1 pseudogene is annotated in these 1,806 nt (G+C 54.7%); it reads left to right on the forward strand.

The features are described 5' to 3' along the window. Positions 1–1,732, forward strand: a pseudogene (locus HMPREF0658_RS06225) (fimbrillin family protein); the annotation flags it as partial. Positions 1,733–1,806 lie beyond the last annotated feature (74 nt).

Here is a 1,806-nt window from a genome sequence, read left to right on the forward strand (position 1 = left end):
ACTGGAGGACAATGACCCGGCACATCCCAGTCCCGCGCCCAACACCATCACCATTCCGCTGACGGGCAAAAAAGCATGGAAGCCCGGCACCTCGAAGCTCTACAAGTTAAGCCAGAACACCAGCGACTGGACGTTCCACCTCACCGTCACCCAACCCTCGGCCGCCGCCTACAATGCCACGCAGACCGGCAACTACGGCATCAGCAGTTATCGCGAAGCCCCCGACGGTACGCAACGGCCGGTAGCATGGCGGGTGGTGAAATACCAAGAGAGCACCGACGGCGGTGCCACATGGAGCGCGGAGAGTGACACCAAGCCCGCGTGGCTCACCAGCCTTAGCCTTACGCAAGGCAACGGCAGTACAGCTGCCCAGCAAGGTAGCGCTACCGTGCAGAAAGCCCCAATTATTGATAAGCTGGCTCCCTATAACAAGGTGCTGCACGATGCCACGCCCAAGGGCAGCCCCACCAGCTATTACAACCTTTCGAACAGTACCGGTGCTGCAACCGTTGAGAATACCGCCAATTCTTACCTGATTTCTGCTTCCGGCTATTATAAGATTCCATTGGTTTACGGCAACGCCATCAAGAACGGTGGCAATAATACTCACGCTTATATCAGTAATGCGGCACCGGGTAATCCCAATGTCTTGTATCACTTCAAGGATCACGCCGGTGTGGACATTGACAATCCTTGGATTACCCAAACCCACGGCGGCGTGAATACTCCCGACGGAGCCAAGATCGTATGGACCGACCAAAGCGGCATTGTTGATGCGGGCAGTCTCGGCATCGAGGGTAGTGGAGCGAACGCTTTCGTCCATTTCCGCGTACCGCAGGACAAAATTAAGAACGGTAACGCTGTCATCGCCGTTACCAAGGGCAGTACCGTCGTCTGGTCGTGGCATCTGTGGTTCGACCACGGCGATGTATTGGATGTTATCCCTTGCACCAACTTCCAGGGGTATACTTACAAGTTCACCAAGCAGACGCTCGGCTCCGCTTACCGCAAATGGGACGGCTCCGCCTACAACAAGCCGCGCGTGGCGAGAGTTAAAGTAGAGCAGACCATAGGCAATAACGGCGCGAAACAGTTTGCCTATATCGACATCAAGCAGAATCCAAATAGCGTCAAGGAAATATCCTCCACTTACTACCAGTTCGGTCGCAAGGATGCCTTCCCCGGAACCGATACCACTCCCGACGGTTCTTTCAACAAGAACGGCGGTGACAACATGTCCATTCAGAACGGTATCCAGCATCCCGAGACTTTCTACCCTTATGGCTCAACTTGGAATAGCGGTTACAATCAATACAACCTCTGGTCAATGGACAACACCGTTACAGGCTACAATGACAACGCCGTTGTCAAGACCGTCTATGACCCTTGCCCCGCCGGCTTCAAGATGCCTGCCTCCAATGCCTTCACTGGCTTCACGACAAATGGGCAGAACGGAGGTACGAAGAATGTAAGCGGTGCTTGGGACTACGGGTGGAACTTCAACAACAAGATATCTTCTCCTGATGCCACCGTATATTTCCCTGCTTCGGGTTATCGCGACTACAACGGCGGTTCGCTGTACGACGTGGGCTACTACGGCTTCTATTGGTCGGCAGTCCCGCGCAACTCGAACAACGGTTGCATCCTGTACTTCGGCTCGGGCTTCGTGTACCCGCAGAACAACTACCATCCGTCGGTCGGGTTCTCTGTCCGTCCCGTGGCCGATGAATAACGGATGTGAAAAAGGCTCGGTACGACACTAAGGTTGAGGCCCCATGCCATCATCTTACATCACCTCTGGGCTGA

Origin of the sequence: Hoylesella marshii DSM 16973 = JCM 13450, from assembly GCF_000146675.1 — a bacterium.
Classification (GTDB): domain Bacteria; phylum Bacteroidota; class Bacteroidia; order Bacteroidales; family Bacteroidaceae; genus Prevotella; species Prevotella marshii.